The following is a 19,429-nucleotide window of genomic DNA, read 5'->3' on the forward strand; positions in this document are numbered from 1 at the left end:
ATTCCCGCGAAAGCAGAGGAAGAAGAAAAAAGATTTTTAGGGTTAAGTCCAGCTATTGAAATGTTTTTATGAGAATTCGATAGCTGGACGCGGTGCGTAATACAGGGACACCGGGGCCATTGGCTGTCTCGTAACCGACAAGTCGGCTAGCCAGGGCCGCTTGATGAATCGAGTCAGCAAAGGCACCGCGGGGGTGCCCATCCAGGTGGGCAGCAACCCCGCTCCCGCGCGGACTGGGGGAGGGACCCTCAGTCCAGCTTCTTCACGGCCTTGACCATATCATCCCCGAGCTCCCCCTCGCGGATGTGGAAGCCGAGCTTGCGGCAGACGTGCTGCATGGCGCCGTTGCGCGACAGGATGTCCGCCACGATGTAGCGCAGGCCCCAGTCGCGGCCCACCGTCACCAGCCGCTGGAGCATCTCCGAGCCCAGGCCCTGGCGCTGCACCACGTCGCTGATGAGCAGGGCGAACTCCGCGGCCTCCGTGCCGGGCAGGCGCGTGAGCCGTCCCACCCCGAGCACCGTGCCATCCGCCCGGGTGGCCAGCAGCGCCATCTCCCGTCCGTAGTCGATGAAGCAGATGCGCGCGAGCCGCTCGTGCGCCACGCGCTGGTCCAGCTTCATCATCCCCGCGTAGCGCAGGAACACCGACTGCTCGGAGAGCGTGTGGTGGAACTCCACCATCTTCGGCTCGTCCTCGGGCCGGATGGGGCGGATGTGCAGCTCCTCGCCGTCGCTCGCCCGCCACCGGTCCACGTAGCGCTGGGGATAGGGGAGGATGGCGAGCCGGGGCAGCCCGGCCTCCGTCACCTCGGGCTCGTGCAGCACCACGCGCGCATCCAGCGCGATCATCCGCTCCTCCGAGACGAGCAGCGGGTTGATGTCCACCTCCTTGATGAGGCGTTGCTCCACCACCAGGTGGCTGAAGCGCACCATCAGCTTCTGCAGGGCCGCCAGGTCCACCGGCTTGCGTCCGCGCACGCCGCGCAGGGCCTCGTGGATGCGCGTCTGCTCCATCATCCGCCGCGCCAGCGTGGTGTTGAGCGGGGGCAGGCCCAGCGCCCGATCCCGGAACACCTCCACCAGCGTGCCTCCGGTGCCAAACAGCAACACCGGCCCGAACTGCGCGTCCAGACTGCTGCCCAGGATGAGCTCGTAGCCGTCCAGCTTCACCATGGGCTGCACCGTCACGCCCTGGAAGGCGTCCGGCTGTCCCAGCTCCTCCAGCTTCTGGCGGATGCCGTCGAAGGCCTCGCGCACCGCCTCCTCCGTGCGCAGGTCCAGCCGCACCCCGCCCACGTCCGTCTTGTGGGTGACGTGCTGGGAGTTGAGCTTGACCACCACGGGAAAGCCCAGCGCCCGGGCCTCGCGCACCGCCTCGTCCGCGCTCGACGCCAGCCGGGTCTCCACCGTGGGAATCCCATAGGCCGCCAGCAGCCGCTTGGACTCGTACTCCGTGAGCATCGTGCGGCCCGCGCGGCGCGCCTCGCGGATGAGCGCCTCGGCCTCCTCGCGCCGCTCGGGCTCCTCCGTCAGCACGGGCGTCTCGTACAAGCCCGCCAGGTTGTACGAGTAGCGCCACATGTAATTGAAGATGCGCGCGGCCGTGTCCGGGTAGCCGAACGTGGGAATCCCCGCGTCGTTGAGGATGCGCTCGCCCGCGCTCACCTCCGAGCCGCCCATCCAGCTCGCGATGATGGGTTTGCCCATGCGCGCATAGGGCTTGAGCAGCTCCGCCGTCTCCGTGGGCTTCGTCATGTCCTGGGGCGTGAGGATGACGAGCAGGCCATCGCTGTTCTCGTCCGCGCCCGTCACCTTGAGCGCCCGCGCGTAGCGCTCGGGGTCCGCGTCGCCGAGGATGTCCACCGGGTTGCCGTGGCTCCAGGCGGGTGGCAGGAAGGTGGTGAGCTGCTCGCGCGTGGTGTCCGACAGCCGCGCCAGCTCGCCGCCTCCCATCACCAGCGCGTCCGTGGCCAGCACACCGGGGCCTCCGGCGTTGGTGAGCACGGTGAGGCGCCGTCCGTCGGGGCGCGGCTGCCGGGCGAGCACCTCGGCCATGTAGAAGAGGTCCGCGATGGAGTCCACGCGCAGCACGCCCGCGCGGCGGAAGGCAGCGCTGAGCACCTCGTCGCTGCCCACCAGAGAGCCCGTGTGCGAGGCCGCCGCCGCGGCTGCCTGGGCGGTGCGCCCCGCCTTGATGACGATGATGGGCTTGTGCAGCGCCACCGCGCGCGCCGCCGACAGGAACGAGCGCGCGTCGCCCACGGATTCCATGTAGATGAGGATGCTGCGCGTGCGCGGGTCATCCCCGAGGTAGTCGATGATGTCGCCCCAGCCCACGTCCATCATCGAGCCCAGGGACACGATGGCGCTGAAGCCCACGGCCTCGCGCTGGCTCCAGTCGAGGATGGCCGTGAGCAGCGCGCCACTCTGGCTGATGAAGGCCACGTTGCCCGGCCGGGCCACGCTCCCCGCGAAGGTGGCGTTGAGGCCGTTGGGAGGCCGCATCACGCCCAGGCAGTTGGGGCCGAGCACCCGGATGCGCGCCCGCCGGGCGAGCTCCAGCACCTCCTGCTCCAGCCGCGCGCCCTCGCCGCCCACCTCCTTGAAGCCCGCGGAGATGATGAGGGCGTTCTTCACCCCCACCTCGGCGCACTCGCGCATCACGTCGGGCACCGTGGCCGCCGGGGTCGCGATGACGGCCAGCTCCACGGGCTCGGGCAGCGCGCGCAGGGAGGGCCAGGCGGTGATGCCCAGCACGTTCTTGCGCTTGGGATTGATGGGGTAGACGGTGCCCCCGAAGGGGCTGCTGATGAGGTTCCACAGCAGCGTGCGTCCCACGCTCCCGGGCTTCTCGCTCGCGCCAATCACCGCCACGCTGCGCGGCGCGAAGAGGGCGTCGAGCGGATGGCGATCTCTCTGGTGCAGCAGGTCGTACGACGGGTCGCTGGGCGGCGGACGGTTCGTCGGATCCATGGCTCGTTTTTGGGCTGCTCCTCCGGGTGATTCAATAATGGACGAAGAGCTCCGCCATGGGGCGTTGTCTGCGTGTCAGTTGTCACGTGCCTGGGCGTACCCAGACTCCAGGGGGGCTGGCGTTTCCAGGGGGAGGAGTAGCTTTTCGCGCATGCGCTTCCCTTACTGGTCCATGGCGTTGTCCTTCTTCCTGCCGCTTTCCGTCCTGGCGAATGAGGATCCCCTGGCGGAGCTGCTCCCGCGCCTGGCGGCGGCGGAACAGGCGCGCGAGCAACGCAGACAGGGCCGGACCACCCTCGCCACCACGGTGTGGGAAGAGCTCGACGACGAGGGCAAGACGAAGTCCCGCTTGGAGTCCGTGGAGCGCAACGAGTGGCGCCAGGGCAAGCGCGCCTCCACGGTGGTGCGTGCCACGCAGGATGGACAGGACGTCACCGGCAAGGTGCGGGAGCAGCGCGCGAAGGAGGAGAAGGACCGGGCCGAGAGCAAGGAGAAGCAATTCCAGCTCGACTACCTTCCCTTCTCGCCGCGGGAGCAGGGCCGCTACCGCTTCGAGGTGAAGGGCCCGGACTCCCGGCAGCCGCACCTGCTGCGCATCGCCTTCGCGCCCAAGGAAGGCGGCAAGTGCCCGGATGGGCTCGTGGGCGAGGCCCTGGTGGATGGGAGCCGGGGCGAGCTGCTGCGCATCAGCACCCGTCCCACGCAACTGCCGAAGCTCGCGGACAAGGTGGACATCACCCTGGAGTTCGGTGCGCCTGGAGCGCAGGGCCGGGAGCTGTCGCGCATCCTCGCCACCGGGGAGGGCGGCGTGCTCTTCATCCGGCGGCGCGTCCGTTCCACCACGACGTTCTCCTACGCGCAGTGATGAACGGGGCCAGGACTGCCCGGAAGACCGTTCCGCCCGGCAACGGCGAGCGGAACGGGGCGCGCGGGGACTACAGCGTGGGGGCGCCGATCACCGTGGTGCAGTTGCCGGTGGTGCCGCAGGTGGTGCCCTTGCTGGTGTACCAGGCGGACTTGCGGGTGCCGTACTGGCGGTTGTCCGCGTGCACGTGGGGACCGGTGGCGTCGCCGGTGCCGCCCACCAGGCCCAGGGCGCAGCCGTCGCACGTCTTCGTGCCGGAGCTGGCGTTGGCGTAGATGTGCAGCTGGCGGAACTCCCAGCCGCTGCCGCCGGAGACGACGTAGTAGTTGCCCGCGCCGCCGTTGCAGGTGGAGCCGTAGCACGCCGCGCCGCAGCCGCCGTAGTACTTGTAGGCGAAGCTGCCCGCGAGCATGCCGCGGTGGTTCCACTCGCCGCACGTGCCGTTGCTGATGTCGAGCGCCGTGTGGCTGCCGCCGCTGCAACTGTAGTACGTCGTCGAGTTCACGCGTGCGTTGGGCTCGCAGATGGGGCCCTTGGCGCTCGCCGCGATGGCCACTCCGGCCCAGCCCGCCAGCAGCGCGCTGGCGGTGTACATCACCTTCTTCATGTTCATACGTCCTCCTCGGGGGGCACTGCGCTGCGGGACTACGGGGTGAGACAGCCGCTACCTGCGCAGGCGCTCCTTCTCGCGCAGCAACAGGTGCCACTCCTGCAGCCCGAGCTTGAGCGCGGACTGCCAGGCGTCGATCTCCGGATCCATCCCGGGGGCCACGCCCCGCAGGGACTCGAGCGTGGAGCGGGCACCCCCCATGCCCAGCCGCACGAGCCCCTGCAGCGCGGCCTTGCGCACCGCGGGATCCTTCTCGTCGCGATAGAGCGACACGAGCGCGTCCCTCATGGAGGGGGCCTCCGCTCCTGGCACGCCGCCGAGCGCCGTGGCCGCCGCTCCGCGCAGGGCGGGGTCCTCCGAGCGCAACTGCTTGCGCAACCGCTCCACCGTGTCGTGGCCCACCGCCTCCATGGACACCTCGGACAGCAGCTTCGCGGCCGCCTGGGGATCCTTCGAGGCCAGCGCCGCGGACACGGCCGCCTCGGACACGGTGCGCTCGTGGCCGAAGTACACCTTGGCGCTCTCGTGGATGAGGTTGTCCACCACGGCCTGGCGCACCTCGGGGGTGCTGTCGCGGATGAGCTGCTCGTACGTCACCACGCCGTCGTTCTTCGTCATGAGGTCCACGGAGCCGGTGCCGCGCAGGCCGCGGATCGCCGCGGCCCGGGCCTTGGGGTCCGCGTCTCCCGCCGCGCGGGTGAGCAGCGGCTGCACGAGCGTGGCGTCCTCCGTGAAGGAGGACTTGCTGGCGAGCGCCATGCCCAGTGCTTCCAGCGTGTCCGGGTCCCGCTCGCTCTGCACGGCCGCGCGCAGCTCGTCCGCGGGCATGACGCGCGCGGCGGCCTTGAGCCGCTCCCGGGCGTACTTGCGGTAGGCGGGCGAGCCGGATTTCAACGCCTCGCGCAGCTCGTCGATCATCCCGGTGAACGAGCACGCCGTCTGCCGCAAGGGCGTGGCGGCATCGGCGGCGGGGGAGGGGGCCGGCAGCAGCCAGGTGGCCGAGGCGAGCAGCGCCATGCGCCATCGGGGCGCGCGCTTCAGGAGAGCGCGGGGGAGAGGGGAGATCATTGGTGGGGTGCCCCTTCCTCGATGGTGCAGCGGTGGCGCTCCTGGACGCCGAGCCAGATCCGGGCGAAGTCCACGGTGCCCTCGGCATAGAGGCGTTTGAAGTCCTGGTAGTCCTGCGCGAAGCGCGCGTCCTGCGCGGCCATCTGTTGCAGCAGCGGCAGGGCCTCGGGTCCGGCGGCGCGGGCGGCGAAGCGGAAGAGGGCCCAGCGCACGCACTCGTCCTTCTCCAGCGGGAAGGCCGTGCGGTAGGCCTCCAGGGCCTTCTGGGGCTCTCCGGTGACGGCGAGCCGGAAGGCGGCCATCTCGCGCACGTCCCGCTCGGGATCCTTGCGCATGATGCTCGCGAGCCTGTCCATCGTCTCGTCGCCGATGAGGGGATCCGAGTAGGAGGGCATCTCCAGGGCCAGCAGACGCACGGCCAGGTCCTCGGACTTCTCGCCCACGTCGAGCAGCTCGTTCCAATAGGGGGCGAAGGTGCCGGTGCGCTCGTAGTCCTCCTTCATCACCCGGCCGATGGTGCGCGTGGCCACCCAGCCCGCCGAGTCCGTGGCCGGCTCCATCGCGAGCGCCTTGAGGCGCTGGATGTTCGTGGGGGACAGGCGCTTCTGCGTCTCCAGCGCGTCCACGGCGGCGGCGCGGTTGCCCAGCTGCGCGCCCGGGTCCTCGCCCATCTTCAGCAGGCGCTCGACCACCTGGGGCTGGTGGACGGCGGGCGCGCGCTTCATCGCCTCCATGTAGACGCCCAGCTCCGGCGGCGCGGACTTCTCCGCCCACTCGAGCACCTGGAGCGCCTTGCCCGCGTCATCCGCGATGAGCTCCGTGAGCCGCTCCTGGAGGTAGAGCATCAGCTCGCTGTCCCCCGCTCCCGCCGCGGCGCTCAACGCCTGACGGAAGGTGTCCAGCGAGCCGTTCTTGTCGAACTCTGCCACGCCCTCCCAGCACCCGGGCATGGGCAGGATGTCCTCCTTCGGCGTGGGCTCCCGGGGGACGGCGGGGCCTCTGGCTCCTGGGGAAGTGGCGGCGGTGGGCGCGCCGCCTGGGGCGGAGGACGGGAGGGGCGGAGCATCCGCGGAGGCACTCCGGGAGGAGTCCGGAGTGCGCGAGATCAGCGCCGCTCCGAGGGCAATGAGCAGCAGGACACCGAGGATGCCGATAGCCTTGGAGTTGGGACGTTGCATGGGCTGAACAGGCTTTACCTGTTAGCACAAACAATTATCAGATTCCAAGATTTCTGGAATGAACGGCTTTTCTGCTCTCCGTATGTCCTGGGCGGACCGATGGTGTGAGGGATTACTTGCTGCAGCCGCACCAGGGCGAGGCGGTCGTCCGGGCGGCCTGGTCGGCCCAGTACGCCGCGCTGTGGCGCGCGACGGAGTAGCCGCTCAGCAGGGTGGAGCGGTCCTGCTCCGTCAGGGTCTTGTCCGCGAGCGTCTCCTTCTCGAAGGACTTCGTGGCCGCGATCAGCTTGTCCGTGTCGAGGGGCGCGACGGTGGTGAAGTAGCGGGTGAGCCGCTGGCCCACGGCCGCCGTCATCTTTCCGCTCTCCACGCGCTTCTTGATGGAGGTCTCGATGTCGTCGTTCGCGGTCGAGGCGACGAAGTCGAGCGAGTCGTACCAGCCCTCCTTGAACTCGGGCAGCGCCAGGAACTCCTGAGGGGTCTTCAACGCCTTGGCCGCGTAATCCCAGAGGGGGCCCTGGGTGAGATCACGCGGGAAGGGGAACGGGAAGGGGTTGGGGATGCAGCCTCCCGGGCCGATGATGGACACGGTGTTGTCCAGTTCCACGTTGTGGTGCCTGCCGATGTGATCGAACGGGTTGAGGGCGTTGGAGGGATCGCTCGACGCGCGGCTGCCCGCGGACACTCCCTGGGTGGTGGTCGTCGCGGAGGCGGCTTCGACGGAGGCCTGGGTCCCGTAGATGACGGCACCCGCGACGGTCCCGATGACGGCGCCCTCGGGGCCGAAGACGGCGCCGATCGCACCGCCCGTTTGCGCCCCCTCGACCGCTCCCACGATGTCGGCGCCGATGACCCGGATCCACTTCGGCCAGCGCAGGGGCTGGGCGGCGGTGGTCTCGGGCGTGGGCATGGGCTCGGGCTCGGGCGCGGGGCCACAACCCGAGGCGAGGACACAGGCGAGAAGCAGGGAGGAGGGGCGGAGCAGGGTGCGGATCATGAAGTCCTCTTCTTCCGGGGGAGGGGACCGCGAGGCCATGCCTCACGGTGGCTCCGCGGACTCGCGGAGCGTGCCCTGACCCCAGAGCAGGAAGCAGGCCAACGCGTGTTTCCCTCTGTGGTCAGTGAAGACCGTTCTTGCGGTGTTGTCTGGAACACCACAGCTTCCAGGTACACTGTTGTTTTTCAATTCACGGCCGGGCTCTGGGCCAGGGAGTTCCGGCGCTCGTCCGCGGCATCCGGAGTCCTCGCCGGGCCGCGTGTAGCCTCGGAGGCACGTGGGGGGTGGAGTAGCGTGGGGCTCCATGCCCATCGCCGAACTCAACCACCAAGGCATCTACTTCGAGGACTCTGGCGGCCCGGGTCCCGCGCTCATCCTGGGACATGGCTTCCTCATGGATGGCCGCATGTTCGACGCGCAGGCCGAGGCGCTCGCCCCCGAGTTCCGCGTCATCCGCTGGGACGCCCGGGGCTTCGGGCGCACGCGGTGGGACGGCCAGCCCTTCAGTCTCTATGACTCCGCGGCGGACTGCATCGCGCTGCTCGACCACCTGGGCATCCAGCGGGCGGTCGTCGGCGGCCTGTCCCAGGGGGGCTATTGCGCCCTGCGCGTCGCGCTGCGCTACCCCGAGCGTGTGCTCGGCCTCGTATTGATGAGCACCAGCGGAAGCATGGACGGAGAGCAGGGCCGTGCCGGCTACCGGCAGGTGCGAGACCTGTGGGGGACTCCCGGCGCCATGGAGAACATCCTCCGGCTCTACTCGGGGGTCATCATTGGCGACCCGCGCTTCCACGGCCCCTGGGTCGAGCGGTGGCGCCAGACGCCCAAGGCCGCCTTCGTCGCCGCGACGAACAACCTCCTCGAGCGGGATGACATCGAGCCCCGGCTTGGGGAGATCCGCTGCCCGGCCATTGTCTTCCATGGCCTCGCCGACGCGGCGATTCCCGTCACCGAGGCTCAGGTGCTCGTCGACGCCCTCGGGGGCCGCGCGCGCTTCGTGCCCATTCCGGGCGCCGCGCATGCGCCCACCCTGACGCATCCGGAACTGCTCAATCCCCCGCTCGTGAAGTTCATGCGGGAGCTCAGCGGGTGAGGCGCGGGTCGAGGCCGGTGCCTTCCTCCGGGAGCAGCGGCAGCCACCAGCGCTCGCTGGCGGAGAGCCCCTCGCGCTGGCTGTAGACGACGGCCACCGCCCGGCCCAGCAGGTTCTCGCGGGGAACGAAGCCCCAGTACCGGCTGTCGGCCGAGTTGCCCCGGTGGTCTCCGAGGACGAGGTAGTTTCTCGCGGGCACCTCCACCTCGCTCAAGGGCGGACCCTGGTCCGTCTCGGGGTGGAGCGCGTGGAGGGCGCCCGGGAGGAACTCGAGGCGCGTGCCGTCCGGGGTGAGGTGTTGGGGGATGCGCTCGCCATTGATGAGGAGCGACTCGCCATCGAAGGCGATCCGGTCACCCGGCAGGCCCACCAGCCGCTTGACCATGACGCGTCCATCCACGGGCGAGTCGAAGAGGATGACGTCGCCGCGTTGAGGCTCGTGCTCGGTGAGCCAGAGGTGGGTGAGCGGAACGCGCAGACCATAGGCGCGCTTGTCCACGACGATGTGATCCTTCACCTGGAGGGTGGGCTCCATGGAGCCGGAAGGCACGTGGTAGTGGTCGGCGAGGCTGGCCCGGCCGACGAGCAGCAGGAGCAGGGGAGAGAAATCGACGAGGAGCTTCATCCATCGGCCGCGGGCTCGGGGTGCTTGGGCGGGGCGTTGCATGGGGCCTCCAGGGCGGGTTGGGGCGCCCTACGCGCGAAGACACCGCCCATTGCCCAGGCCCCGTTTCCGGACGGTATGATTCCGGACGATTCACCCCCCAACCCGGAGAAGACGATGGCTCAAGGCAAGAAGCTGCTGATGCTGGTGGGCGACTACGTGGAGGACTACGAGGTGATGGTGCCGTTCCAGGCCCTGCAGGCCGTGGGACACACCGTGCATGCCGTCTGTCCGGACAAGAAGAAGGGCGACTTCGTGCGCACCGCGGTGCATGACTTCGACGGGGCGCAGACGTACAGCGAGAAGCCCGGGCACAACTTCATCCTCAACGCCACGTTCTCCGAGGTCGAGGCCGCCCAATACGATGGTCTGGTGGTTCCCGGAGGCCGGGCGCCGGAGTACCTGCGCCTCAACCCGAAGGTGATCCAGGTGGTTCGCCACTTCGGGGAGACGCGCAAGCCCATCGCCGCGATCTGCCATGGATTGCAGATCCTCGCGGCGGCGGGAGTGCTCGAGGGCAAGCGTTGCACGGCCTACCCGGCCTGCGGCCCCGAGGTGACACTGGCTCGGGGGACCTTCGTCGAGGTGGCCGCGGATGAGGCGGTGGTGGACGGCAACCTCGTGACGTCGCCGGCCTGGCCCGGCCACCCGCGCTGGATTGCGGGCTTCCTGCAGGTGCTGGGCACCCGCATCCAGCACTGAGTGGTGTTAGTGGGTCTGGCTCTGGCGGCGACGCCGGAGCCCGGCCACGAGAGCGCCCAGGCCCAGCGCGATCAGCGAGGCATCCTGCCCCGAGGCCGAGCACCCGCCGATGCCATCACCGAGCAGCGAGAGATCCGCGACGGTGATCTGGAACTCGTGGACAGTAGGGGTGTCATCTCGGTTGCCGGCGCGATCAACGGCATACACCTCCACCCTGTGAGGCCCATCGGACAGTCCGGTGAAGGTCTTGCTTGGGTCACAAGGGATGAAGTCAGTCGCGTCATCAATCTTGCACTGGTAGGTCACGCCCTCTTCCGAAGCGCCGAACTCGAACGTCACGTCGCGAGCACGCGTGAACCGTCCCGGACCACTGGCGATGCTGGTGTCCGGGGGCGTGATGTCCACGGTGAAGGTGTCGGGCACGCTGTTGAGGCTCTGCACGGCATCGATCGCCGCGATCGCCACCACTGAGTGGGGGCCTTCGGCCAGATCCTGGGTCGGGGTGACGGAGTATTCACCAGCAGCGTTGGTGGTGACTCGGCCGACTTCCTGTCCATCCAGGTAGACGATCACCGGGGTGTTGGGCCGGGCCGTGCCCGTGATGGGGGGACGGACGTTGTTGATGAAGCTGCCGTTGGCCGGCGTGGTCACCACCGGAGGCGCGGGGATGATGAAACCGTACGTCAGCTCGTTGACGGGGCTGGGGTCATCCGACTTCAGACTGCCGGCCGTCGCGCCATAAGAACCGTCCCCGGGATTCTGTTGGGTTCCGGGATTAGCCCCAGTCGCGAGGATAGCGTCGGTATCGCAACTTCCTCCTGCCAAGGCCTGAAACAGCACGTGTCCGGCGCTTCCTCCACCTCCAGGTCCCACTCGTGGAGAGGACGAAGTCGCCCCAATACCGCCAGTGGCGAGGATCTGGCCGCAGGCGGCGGCTCTGACAATTCGCACATAGATGGTGCCACCTGCTCCGCCTCCGCCCCCGCCCTCAATACTCGTGTTGTTCAATCCTCCCGGCGCTCCTGTGGCGCTGATGCTGCCGCTGCCCTGGAGTTGACTGGCTCGCAGGAAGACGATTCCGCCACCCGCGCCGCCCGTGCCGCCCAAACTCGTGGTGGCGGTGCCATGTCCGGCTCCTCCGCCTCCGCCGAACGTGAGGCGCCGCAGGTATGCATCGGAGGTCGCCTTGTTCCCGTAGGACAGGGCTGCGCCTCCCATTCCTCCCACAGGCCGCGAACCGTCAGTTGCCTCCGAGTGTCCTCCCTGGCCGCCAGTTCCGCCGTTGCCTCCGCCTCCGCCTCCCGATCTGTAGCAGACGGCGCCTCCAGCACCATTGGTTACGTTGCCTCTCCCGGTTTGCGTGGCTCCGTAGCGCCCCGTGCCAATACCTTCACCTTTTTGAGCGCCCCGGGGAGTCGCCTCATCCAGGTCTGAGCAGCCCCTGTCGGCGGGATCCCCCTTGGTGTACTGACCACCCCGAAACCCAAGGGCATCCGCGTTGATCTCCCCCCGGTTGTCCACCTCCGCAGTGGCCAGGAACGCGATGACTCCGCCTGTGGCCCCATCCCAGGCAGGGGCCGTGATGCTCCGTCCGGCTTCGATGGTGACCTTGGTGTGCTCTGGCACCCGAATGACCTGGGTCACGTTCGGCGCGTAGTCGTAGATGAGCGGCTCGGTCAGTTCCAATCGCCCGGTTATCGTCCCTGCGGCCAGACGCGCAAACTCCCACCGACCTACCGGATTGTTGCTCAGGTCGATGGTCCTCTGTTCTCCCGACACGGGCTCTGGCTGGAGACCCGTGGCCTGGTACACCAGCACCAGATCTCCCTCCGCGAAGCATGCAGAGTCCCCCCCCCTGCAGGTGCCGATCTGGATGGACGTGGCCTGAGCCGCCAACGCTGCGGTCACCTGGGCGTAGCTGTTGATGACGTGGCCATACGCGGGGACCGTGAGCGGCCCGTCCTGTCCGTTGCCCAAACCGAACGTGTCCGCCGCGGCCATCGCCGTGGTCGAGCCGAGGCCCAGCGCGCACACGGCGGCGGGGAGCCACTGCTTCATGAATGGATTCCTCATGACTTTTGATTCCCTCGGCTTCTACTTGTGCTCTTCGTTGACGATGGTGAACACCACGCGGCGGTTGGCCGCGCGGCCTTTGGCGTTCGTGTTGGGCGCGATGGGGCGGTCGGGTCCATAACCCTTCGCCTGCAGCCGCGAGGCCTCCACGCCCTTCTCCACGAGGTACGTCTTCACCGACTCCGCGCGCGCCAGCGACAACTTGCGGTTGGCATCGGCGTTGCCCACGGAGTCGGAGTGGCCCTCGATGACGATCTGCTCGATCTCCGGGTGCTGCTGGATGATCCTGGCGATCTGACTGAGCATCTTGAACGAGCGCGGCTTGATGACCGCCTTATTGGTGGCGAAGTACACCGACTGCTTGATCTTCAGCTGGTCCTTCTGGATCTCCACCAACTGCTCCTGCTGGGCGGGGCAACCCTGGTTGGAGGCCAGACCCTTCTCCGTGGGGCAGTTGTCCAGGTGGTCCGACACCGTGTCGCCGTCCGTGTCCTTGGCCGGGCAGCCGCGCAGTTCCACCAGGCCCACCTGCGTCGGGCAGGCGTCACGCTCATCCACGACGCCGTCGCCGTCCGTGTCCTTCACCGGGCAGCCCTGGCGCGAGGCCGGGCCCGTCTCCCGCGGGCACTTGTCCTGCTCGTCCGGCAGTCCATCGCCATCCGTGTCCTTCACCGGGCAGCCCTGGCGCTCGGCCGGACCCGCCTCGGTCGGGCACTTGTCCTCGGTGTCGAGGACTCCGTCCCCGTCCCGGTCCTTCGTGGGGCAACCCTGGAACTCGGCCGGACCCGGCTCCTTCGGGCACTTGTCCGCGCTGTCGAGGATGCCGTCGCCGTCCGTGTCCTTCAGAGGGCAGCCCTGGCGCGCGGCCGGACCCGGCTCATTCGGGCACTGGTCCTCACTGTTGGGCACTCCGTCGCCATCGTCGTCGCGCACGCCGCCCCGCTCGATCTCCGGCTCCATTCCGCCAAAGGCCACGCCGAGCAGCGCCCGGAAGAAGGGCGTGCCCGTGGTGTCGCCGAAGCCCGGGCCTCCCAGGGCGTAGAACTCCGCCGCGGAGCCCAGCGGCAGCCGCAGGCCGAGCAGCACTTCCATGGACTTCTGCTGCTGGGTGAGCGGAATCGTGCCCCGCACGTTGAGCTCGCCGCGCAGCCCCTTGCCCGTGGTGGCCACCACCGCGCCCAGGCGCACCTCGTTGCCCAGCTCGTCCTGGACGGCGCCGTCGTCGATGAGCACCTGCGGGGGCCGCACCAGCACGCCCGCCTCCACGCCCGCGCGCAGCCCGCCGAAGCGCCGGCCCAGTGACAGCTTGGGCGACAGCCGGAAAGCATTGTCCCGGGAGAGCGTGTCCACGCTGCCCACCGGCAATCCCACGCCCAGCTCGAGCGCCAGGTCCAGCGGGGCCTCGCGGCGCTGCGCGAGCAGGCCCACGCGCACCTGCGCCGAGGGCGTACCCAGGCCCGTCGTGGCCGGAGTGCCAATGCCCCGGCCGCTCAGGTCATCTCCGCGCTGCCAGGCCACCAGGGGCAGGTGCGCGCCCAGTTCGAGCCAGCGCAGCGGCGTCCACGCCAGCAACAGGTGCGCCGTGGCCCGGTCTCCCACCACCGCGCCCACCGGACTCATGTCCGAGTACAGCACCAGGGGGTTCTTCTCGTAATGCCCCGCCACCGAGAGGCGGAAGGCGCCTCCGGGCAGCAGTTCACCGGTGCTCATCACCAACGAACCCCGGCCATTGGGGTTCAGTTCCAGGCGCTCCAGTTCGAAGCTCACCAGGCCCTTGGGTTGGGCGGATGCGAGGGCGGCGATCAGCCCGGTGGCGACGGCGGACAGCCGCATGTACCCCACCCGTCGCGTGGCGAGGGTCGGCTTCGCGTGACTCATGGATTCTCCGTATCGGGTCGATACATTCCTGGCGGAAAGCAGGGAGGCGCGCGCCGTCGTGCCACGGGCTTCAGGGCCGCTCTCACGGTGAGCGCCGCGCATACGACATGCCAACACCGGCGTGCCTCTCTCCTCTGCTCTGCCATCGGCTCAATCCCCCCTCCTATCTTCAAAAGCGGATCAGGCGCAAACAAACAGTGCCTGAATTCCCGCAAACCGGCCTTCTTTGTTTCCGGGAATTCCAATGAGGAGGGCATGATCCAACAGTTCTGGATCCAAACCGTACATCGGACAACGGCCCGGCGGCTCCCAGCGCTTTCGCGCTTTACGTTCCGGCACGGGGCTCGAAGCGCACGGGCAGGCTCAGGGGGCCCCTCGCGATGTACGACTGGGACCAGGACACCTCCTGCCGGGTGAGGGAGACGCCGCGGACGCGGGCCTGGAGCGCTTCCAATCCCAGGCGGGCTTCCATCCGGGCCAGCTGCGCCCCGAGGCAGAAGTGGATGCCATGCCCGAAGGGCAGGTGGCTCTGGCCCTCCCGGTCCAGGTCGAACCGGTCCGCCTCCGGGTAGCGCTGCTCGTCCCGCATGGCCGAGCCCAGCAGCACGGCGACGAGGGCACCCCGGGGCACGCGCACTCCGCCCAGCTCCGTGTCCTCCGTCACCAGCCGCAGGCTGGACTGGGCCGGTGGCTCGTAGCGCAGCACCTCCTCGATGAGCCGGGGAATCAGCCGGGGTTCCGCGAATACGCGCTCCGCCTCGCGCGGATGCCGGGCGAGCACGAGCACGGTGTTGGAGAGCAGGTGGGCCGTCGTCTCGAAGCCGGCCGGCAACAGGCTGAAGAGAAAGCTCATCAGCTCGTCGTCCGTCAGCCCCTCCGCGCCGAGCAGCTCGCTCACCAGATCCTCCCCCGGCACGGCCCGGCGCGAGGCGATGAGGGCCTGGAAGCAGCTCTCCATCTCCTCGAGGCTCCGGCGGATCTCCTCGATGCGCTCGGGCGTGGGCTGGCTCGCGGGAATGCTGAGCAGATCATCCGCCCACACGCGCATGCGCGGCCACAGCTCCGGCTCCAGGCCGAAGAAGAGGTTGAGCACCCGCACCGGCAGCCGCAGGGAGAACGCGGCGACGAAGTCCACCTCGCGCTGCCGCGCCACCGCCTCGGCGAGCTCCTCCGCGATGGCGCGCACGCGCGCCTCCAGCCGCTGGAGGGCCGGCCCACTGAAGGCCCTGCTCACCAGCCCGCGCAGCCGGGTGTGCTCGGGCGGATCCTTCATCACCAGCGAGGCGGCCACGGGGTTGCGCTCCAACCAGGGCGGCAGGAAGCTCCGGCCGAGCCCCACCGACGAGAAGCGCCGGGTGTCCTTGAGGACCGCCACCACGTCGTCATGGCGGCTGACGGCCCACATTCCTCCCGGCTCCACCTGGCACACCGGCCCGCGCCGCAGCCGCGCGTAGAGAGGGTAGGGATTGGCCCGCACGTCGGGTGCCATCAGGTTCAGCGGAGCGCTCATGGGTTGCTTTCCTCGGACTGGGACGGGGTGGGACGGCTCGGGTCCGTGCCAGGGGCAAGGTGCGTGCCACCACCGGAGCGCTCGGCCTTCCGAGGAGCGGTGGCTTCGTCGCGGCGAGAGGTCTCGCGCGGTCGGTCGAATCGACCGAGAGGGACATTCATTTCGAACGAATGAGCACGCGCGGAGGGCCTCGGGTGGCGAGGCCTCGGTGCACCCCCGACCCCCCTTGGTCTGGAGCAGACGAGCGGTGGCTGGCTGGCCTGGGTGTGTCCACTACTGCACAAGCCCATGCGCTATTCTCAGACGGGGGTTCGCGGCGAGCGCGACATCAACATGGCGAGTACATCCGATTCGAAGCACGTAGGCTCCGGTTCATCCACGTCATCGGGGCAAGGGGGGCCGCGAGTGGGGTACCTCTGGCTCACCTCCCTGCTGGATGCGTTCCTCTCGGATGCACTGCGCAAGGCTCCCCCCTCGGAGCTGCACCGCCAGCGGGTGTTGATCGCCGCCTGCCTGTTCGCGCTCCCCTTCGGGGTGTTCTTCCTGCTGCTCGTGCCCTTCACGGCCGCGGAAGTCCCCACGCTCCTCTCGAGCGGGTGCTACGCCGCGACGCTGCTGCTGGCGCGCAGGGCCCGCTCCTTGACCGTGCCGGCGATGTTCCTGTGCCTGTCCATGGTGGTGAGCTACGTGGTGTCCGTCTTCTTGAGCTCCCATCCCGAAGGGGGGTTCCACGCCACGAGCATGATGATTCCCGCGTTCGCGGTGTACCTGCTGGGACCCCGCCTGGGTTTCTTCGTCACGGTCTGCCTCGTCGTGTGCCTGGGCATCCTCCATCCGCTGTACCGGGTGCGCTTCACCCCTGGCCTCACGGCCATCCCCCTGGATGAGTTCACGGTCATGTGCGCCTCCGCGGCCATTGCCCTCGTGGGCTCGTGGGTGCTGAGCACGCTGCACAGCACCTCGCGGGACACCGCCCACGACGCGCTCGAGCGGACCCTGGCGACCCTGCGCGAGAGCGAGGGCAAGCTGAGCAGCCTCGTGGAGAGCTCCGATGACCTGGTGTTCTCCCTCGACACCCAGCTGCGCGTCATCACCGCCAACACGGCGATGCGCCGGTTCTACCGGCGGATGCAGGGACAGGAACTCGTTCCCGGACAGCGCTTCTGCTTCCCACGCACTCCAGAGCTCCAGGAGCAATGGGACCCGAGGTTCAACCGGGTGCTCGCGGGGGAGCGCCTGCGCTTCGAGCAGGAGGAGCACTCGGAGGAGCCCTTGGAGGAGCCCGTCCACGTCGTCCTGGACATCTCCATCAGCCCCATCGTGGGAGCGGAGGGCCGCGTGATGGGGCTGACCGTCTCCGCGCGGGACATCACGGCGCGCAAGCTGGCCGAGGCCCGGCTGGGCGAGATGCACCGCAGCCTGGTGGATGTCTCCCGCTACGCGGGCATGGCCGAGATCGCCACTGGCGTGCTGCACAACGTGGGCAATACCCTCAACAGCGTCAACATCTCGGCGGGCATCCTCAACGAGCAGCTGCGCCACTCACGCTTGTCCGGCCTGCGCAAGGCCGCCACCCTGCTGGGGCAACACTCCGAGGAACTGGAGGCCTTCCTCGCCACGGACTCACGCGGCCATCGGCTTCCGGGCTACCTGCTCGCGCTCGCGGAGGAGCTGGAGAAGGAGCGCGTGGTGCTGCGCCAGGAGGTGGGGGCGCTGACCGAGGGCATCGAGCACATCAAGTCCATCGTGGTCATGCAGCAGCAGTACGCGCGTGCCGGTGGAGTACTGGAGCGGCTACCGGTGCCCCAGCTCATCGAGGAGGCTCTGCGCCTGCACGCCGGATCGATCGAGCGCCAGGGCATCCTCCTGGTGCGAGAGTACGCCGACGTCCCCCCCATCCTCGTGGACCGCCACAACCTGCTGCAGATCCTCGTCAACCTGCTGAGCAACGCCCGGCACGCGCTCATGGAGAGCAATGCCCCGGACAAGCGCCTGCGCATCCGCATCCGCCTGGGCGCCGGGGGCGACCAGCTCGTCATCGAGTTCTCCGACAATGGCGTGGGCATCGCGCCGGAGCATCTGGCGCGCCTCTTCTCCCAGGGCTTCACGACGAAGAAGCACGGGCACGGCTTCGGGCTGCACATCAGCGCGCTGGCGGCCACCGAGATGCACGGGCGTCTGTCCTGCGCGAGCTCCGGGCTGGGGCATGGCGCCACCTTCACGCTGGTGCTGCCGGTGGAGGGCCCCCGCGAGAACCAGCGGCCCTCCGCCTCGCTCGAGCTGTCCTGAGCGTGCGTCAGTTCGTTCCGGGCGCCCAGTAGGCCCGAGCCCGGGGCCAGAGGAAGTCGGCCACCTGGCGTCCGAGCTGAAGCCCCGCGACGTTATCCGCCTGGATGTGGTAGCCGCCCATGACGCGCGAGATGCCCGCCAGCTCCGCCGTCTCGCTGAAGGTCGGCAGCTCCAGCGTCACCTGGCAATCCTCGGGCGTGTCCTGCGAGGGCACGCCCTCGCGCTGCTGGATGATGTTGCACGCGAAGCCCGGCTCGGTGAGGGCCCCCGCGGTGAGCTGCTCCACCTTGCCGAAGGCGTCGCTGCCCGTGAACAGCTCCAACACCCGGGCGCACGCGGCGCTCACCGTGCTGTGGCCCGACACATAGCCCGGGAAGGGCGGGGTGATGAACGTGGAGGGCGAGTACGGGTGCCACTGCTCGGCGCCAATCCAGTCCACGCCCTGGCCCGGCCCCACCCAGCCCAGCAGCGTGTCACCCGCGTGGTAGTAGCGCACGAGCGTCCAGGGCCGGGAGGAGTCGTAGTAGCGCTTGGACTCCCAGGCGGCGATGAAGGCATCCAGCGCCGCGTTGCCCACGGTGAAGAAGAGCTTCACGTCCCGGTCCAGGCCGTGATGGTCGCGGCGCGACACGTCCTGGGCGAAGCGCAGCCAGTGGCCGGACTGGGCCGTGGAGCGCGGGCCATCGCGCATGAACTCGACGAGCGCCTTCTGCTCCGGGGTGAGGTTCGCGTTGTAGTCGATGACCTCCTGCACGTCCTGGGCGAGCTGCGCCGAGCCCACCTTCGGAGGAGGCGGCGGACGGAACTGGGAGCTGGTGGTGAGCGCGAAGGGCCGCACCTTGTACCAGTGGGGCGTGAGGAAGCCGGGCGTCACGGTGCCGCCCTGGCCGTCATCGAACGAGATGGGCTGCCAGCGGTCGGGGTCGAGGATGACGTCGGGCGGATTGACGGGCGCGTAGCCGGTGTAGTCGGAGTAGGGGACGCCGCTGGAGCCGGGCTCGTTACCGAGCTGGTTGGCGCCATCGTTCCGCCGCCAGGCGAGCAGCGCGGCCGCGGCGGTGTTGCCCACTCCCTGGGGCGTGGCGAGGTCGGTCGAGGTGTCGTTGGGGTCGTACCCCATGCCGCTCATCTGCTGCGCGAGCCACGCGGCATCCTCCGGGTAGAGGTCCACGAGGGCGCGGTAGGTGGCGTAGGCGATGGCCTTCTGCTTGCGGGCCAGGGTCCGCTCGGCGAGGGGCCGGCGCAGGCTGCCTCCCAGCCGGGTGCCCACCGCGCGCGCGTCATAGGCCGCCCACGCGTCGTACATGGCCGTCACCGAGATGGCGTGGGCCCGGGAGATGACCGTGGGCCGTGCGCCGCGCCGCTCCACTTCGCGCGCCGTGGCCTCGAGCACGATGTCCAGCCACCGGTACGCGGCGGAGGGCGTGTGTCCTCCGGCCGGGGTGGGGGTCTCCTCCGCCCGGGCGGATGGGACGAGGAGCAACAGGGGGACGAGACAGGCGAGGAGCTGTCGGGGTTGGAGCATGC

General features: G+C 69.2%; 14 protein-coding genes. 4 read left to right on the forward strand and 10 right to left on the reverse strand.

Annotation, left to right across the window (positions count from 1 at the left end):
• Nucleotides 1-248: 248 nt before the first annotated feature.
• Complete coding sequence (locus F0U63_RS07880) at nucleotides 249-2,975, reverse strand: bifunctional acetate--CoA ligase family protein/GNAT family N-acetyltransferase (RefSeq protein WP_395845266.1); 2,727 nt, start codon at nucleotides 2,973-2,975, stop codon at nucleotides 249-251.
• A 151-nt stretch (nucleotides 2,976-3,126) separates the two neighbouring features.
• Here F0U63_RS07880 and F0U63_RS07885 point away from each other — a divergent pair, with 151 nt between their 5' ends.
• Nucleotides 3,127-3,840 (forward strand): hypothetical protein, encoded by a 714-nt coding sequence (locus F0U63_RS07885; RefSeq protein WP_395845267.1) that lies wholly within the window; start codon nucleotides 3,127-3,129, stop codon nucleotides 3,838-3,840.
• A 70-nt stretch (nucleotides 3,841-3,910) separates the two neighbouring features.
• On the opposite strand, the gene F0U63_RS07890 is transcribed toward F0U63_RS07885, so the two are convergent.
• From F0U63_RS07890 to F0U63_RS07905, 4 genes are all read right to left on the reverse strand, one after another.
• The gene (locus tag F0U63_RS07890; RefSeq protein WP_395845268.1) at nucleotides 3,911-4,453 is read right to left on the reverse strand and encodes a peptidase M23; all 543 of its coding nucleotides are present in this window, start codon (nucleotides 4,451-4,453) and stop codon (nucleotides 3,911-3,913) included.
• A 51-nt stretch (nucleotides 4,454-4,504) separates the two neighbouring features.
• Complete coding sequence (locus F0U63_RS07895) at nucleotides 4,505-5,518, reverse strand: HEAT repeat domain-containing protein (RefSeq protein ID WP_395845269.1); 1,014 nt, start codon at nucleotides 5,516-5,518, stop codon at nucleotides 4,505-4,507.
• Entirely contained in the window at nucleotides 5,515-6,696 is a 1,182-nt protein-coding gene (locus F0U63_RS07900; RefSeq protein WP_395845270.1) for a HEAT repeat domain-containing protein, read from the reverse strand. Before F0U63_RS07900 ends, F0U63_RS07895 begins: the two co-directional genes overlap by 4 nt.
• Nucleotides 6,697-6,808: 112 nt before the next feature.
• Nucleotides 6,809-7,693 (reverse strand): hypothetical protein, encoded by an 885-nt coding sequence (locus F0U63_RS07905; protein WP_395845271.1) that lies wholly within the window; start codon nucleotides 7,691-7,693, stop codon nucleotides 6,809-6,811.
• Nucleotides 7,694-7,997: 304 nt separating this feature from the next.
• Between F0U63_RS07905 and F0U63_RS07910 the strand changes: the two genes are divergently transcribed.
• Nucleotides 7,998-8,786: an alpha/beta fold hydrolase gene (locus tag F0U63_RS07910; RefSeq protein ID WP_395845272.1), complete on the forward strand. Its 789-nt coding sequence runs from the start codon at nucleotides 7,998-8,000 to the stop codon at nucleotides 8,784-8,786.
• Here F0U63_RS07910 and lepB read toward each other — a convergent pair.
• Nucleotides 8,776-9,453, reverse strand: a complete 678-nt coding sequence (gene lepB / locus F0U63_RS07915; protein WP_395845273.1) for a signal peptidase I — start codon at nucleotides 9,451-9,453, stop codon at nucleotides 8,776-8,778. The two genes, F0U63_RS07910 and lepB, sit on opposite strands and share 11 nt — an antisense overlap.
• Nucleotides 9,454-9,567: 114 nt before the next feature.
• On the opposite strand from lepB, the gene F0U63_RS07920 reads away from it, so the two are divergent.
• Nucleotides 9,568-10,152, forward strand: a complete 585-nt coding sequence (locus F0U63_RS07920) for a DJ-1/PfpI family protein (protein ID WP_395845274.1) — start codon at nucleotides 9,568-9,570, stop codon at nucleotides 10,150-10,152.
• A 6-nt stretch (nucleotides 10,153-10,158) separates the two neighbouring features.
• On the opposite strand, the gene agmC is transcribed toward F0U63_RS07920, so the two are convergent.
• The 3 genes from agmC to F0U63_RS07935 all read right to left on the reverse strand — a co-directional run bounded on the left by agmC (nucleotide 10,159) and on the right by F0U63_RS07935 (nucleotide 15,613).
• Nucleotides 10,159-12,210 carry an adventurous gliding motility protein AgmC gene (agmC, locus tag F0U63_RS07925; protein ID WP_395845275.1) on the reverse strand — a complete coding sequence of 684 codons (2,052 nt, stop codon included), beginning with the start codon at nucleotides 12,208-12,210 and terminating at the stop codon, nucleotides 10,159-10,161.
• A gap of 36 nt (nucleotides 12,211-12,246) precedes the next feature.
• Entirely contained in the window at nucleotides 12,247-14,103 is a 1,857-nt protein-coding gene (locus tag F0U63_RS07930; protein WP_395845276.1) for a thrombospondin type 3 repeat-containing protein, read from the reverse strand.
• 325 nt (nucleotides 14,104-14,428) lie between these two features.
• Nucleotides 14,429-15,613 carry a cytochrome P450 gene (locus tag F0U63_RS07935; RefSeq protein ID WP_395845277.1) on the reverse strand — a complete coding sequence of 395 codons (1,185 nt, stop codon included), beginning with the start codon at nucleotides 15,611-15,613 and terminating at the stop codon, nucleotides 14,429-14,431.
• Nucleotides 15,614-16,018: 405 nt separating this feature from the next.
• Between F0U63_RS07935 and F0U63_RS07940 the strand changes: the two genes are divergently transcribed.
• The gene (locus F0U63_RS07940) at nucleotides 16,019-17,902 is read left to right on the forward strand and encodes an ATP-binding protein (protein ID WP_395845278.1); all 1,884 of its coding nucleotides are present in this window, start codon (nucleotides 16,019-16,021) and stop codon (nucleotides 17,900-17,902) included.
• Nucleotides 17,903-17,909: 7 nt separating this feature from the next.
• Here F0U63_RS07940 and F0U63_RS07945 read toward each other — a convergent pair whose 3' ends face one another.
• A complete protein-coding gene (locus tag F0U63_RS07945; protein ID WP_395845279.1) occupies nucleotides 17,910-19,427 on the reverse strand; it encodes a vanadium-dependent haloperoxidase in 1,518 nt (505 codons plus the stop codon).
• Nucleotides 19,428-19,429: the final 2 nt, after the last annotated feature.

The sequence above is a fragment of the Cystobacter fuscus genome, assembly GCF_044360685.1.
In the GTDB taxonomy this organism is placed as follows: domain Bacteria; phylum Myxococcota; class Myxococcia; order Myxococcales; family Myxococcaceae; genus Cystobacter; species Cystobacter fuscus_C.

Bases quoted from the DNA above. Each gene is read 5' to 3' on its own strand.
- F0U63_RS07880 (WP_395845266.1), bottom strand. From the start codon at position 2,975: ATGGATCCGACGAACCGTCCGCCGCCCAGCGACCCGTCGTACGACCTG.
- F0U63_RS07885 (WP_395845267.1), top strand. From the start codon at position 3,127: ATGCGCTTCCCTTACTGGTCCATGGCGTTGTCCTTCTTCCTGCCGCTT.
- F0U63_RS07890 (WP_395845268.1), bottom strand. From the start codon at position 4,453: ATGAACATGAAGAAGGTGATGTACACCGCCAGCGCGCTGCTGGCGGGC.
- F0U63_RS07895 (WP_395845269.1), bottom strand. From the start codon at position 5,518: ATGATCTCCCCTCTCCCCCGCGCTCTCCTGAAGCGCGCGCCCCGATGG.
- F0U63_RS07900 (WP_395845270.1), bottom strand. From the start codon at position 6,696: ATGCAACGTCCCAACTCCAAGGCTATCGGCATCCTCGGTGTCCTGCTG.
- F0U63_RS07905 (WP_395845271.1), bottom strand. From the start codon at position 7,693: ATGATCCGCACCCTGCTCCGCCCCTCCTCCCTGCTTCTCGCCTGTGTC.
- F0U63_RS07910 (WP_395845272.1), top strand. From the start codon at position 7,998: ATGCCCATCGCCGAACTCAACCACCAAGGCATCTACTTCGAGGACTCT.
- lepB (WP_395845273.1), bottom strand. From the start codon at position 9,453: ATGCAACGCCCCGCCCAAGCACCCCGAGCCCGCGGCCGATGGATGAAG.
- F0U63_RS07920 (WP_395845274.1), top strand. From the start codon at position 9,568: ATGGCTCAAGGCAAGAAGCTGCTGATGCTGGTGGGCGACTACGTGGAG.
- agmC (WP_395845275.1), bottom strand. From the start codon at position 12,210: ATGAAGCAGTGGCTCCCCGCCGCCGTGTGCGCGCTGGGCCTCGGCTCG.
- F0U63_RS07930 (WP_395845276.1), bottom strand. From the start codon at position 14,103: ATGAGTCACGCGAAGCCGACCCTCGCCACGCGACGGGTGGGGTACATG.
- F0U63_RS07935 (WP_395845277.1), bottom strand. From the start codon at position 15,613: ATGAGCGCTCCGCTGAACCTGATGGCACCCGACGTGCGGGCCAATCCC.
- F0U63_RS07945 (WP_395845279.1), bottom strand. From the start codon at position 19,427: ATGCTCCAACCCCGACAGCTCCTCGCCTGTCTCGTCCCCCTGTTGCTC.